Origin of the sequence: Vibrio sp. Vb1755 (assembly GCF_033338635.1) — a bacterium.
GTDB classification, from domain to species: domain Bacteria; phylum Pseudomonadota; class Gammaproteobacteria; order Enterobacterales; family Vibrionaceae; genus Vibrio; species Vibrio alginolyticus.
The window spans coordinates 1-1,001 of sequence record NZ_JAWOTA010000399.1; the positions used below are offsets into that span (position 1 = coordinate 1).

General features: G+C 43.8%; 1 pseudogene. It reads right to left on the reverse strand.

Annotation, left to right across the window (positions count from 1 at the left end):
- A pseudogene (locus tag R7E00_RS25410) lies at positions 1–930 on the reverse strand (peptidase M11 gametolysin); the annotation flags it as partial.
- Positions 931–1,001: the final 71 nt, after the last annotated feature.

The following is a 1,001-nucleotide window of genomic DNA, read 5'->3' on the forward strand; positions in this document are numbered from 1 at the left end:
TTCTTCGACTAAACGAACAATCACACCGTCCGTCACATCACCACGAAACAGCATATAAGAGCGGTCATCTAAAAACTGGTCATAACCCATCGCTTGACGATATTCGACATAGAACCACTCCTTCAAGCCACTATTAGGGTTCACACCGCGAGGTATTTTTAACGCGATGTTTTGTGTTATGTCTTGGGTTTCGTACTCTGCGATTTCATACAAACCATCTTGAGTTGCCGTAAGAATGTTTGGTGATTCCGCATCATTCAACCATCCCATACGTTCTTTGTAGTACGTATTGATGTAACCCATATCAGGAGTACCCATAACATCGTACGAGTCGCCGTATTCAATTACGCTACAGTTGTTCGATACCGACGCATCGCCACAATCCAACGCCTTAGCGTGGCTCAAACCAAGGTTGTGCCCGAATTCATGTGCAATCACTCTTGCTGACAGCGTGCCATCTATGTATGCACGACTCGGGAACGTTTTCCCTGTTGTTGCAGAACCACCACCAGCACAACCTGATTGCGTCATGATGTAAATGATGCGCTGATAATCCTCAAGCACTACGCCATCAGCACGCGCCATTTTATCCGCTTCCGCTTGAACCGAAGGATAATCACACACCTGATTCGATACAGGCAATGTGTACCAACCTGCAACTTGACCACTTAGCCATGTCTTGCCGTAGGAGTTTTCTTGGTAAAAATCGTTAACTTCACCAAATACTAACGCGTGCGCCTCTTCTGACGTGATCGGTTGATCGTTAGGATTCTCTTTGAAATTCAATAGCATCACCAACGTATCTTGTTGGCCTATTGAACTGCCTGCGGCTTTGGCGTACTGGATATTTTGTAGAAATAGAAATAAGACGAGTAAGAAAAAGATCCCTTTATTTAGGGCGTGCTTATTCATGCGGAGTTTATCAATCACTGCTTCACCTGAAATAATTATAATAATTATCCTTCCCACCGAGTTAACGATAAGAATATATAGGATTAGAT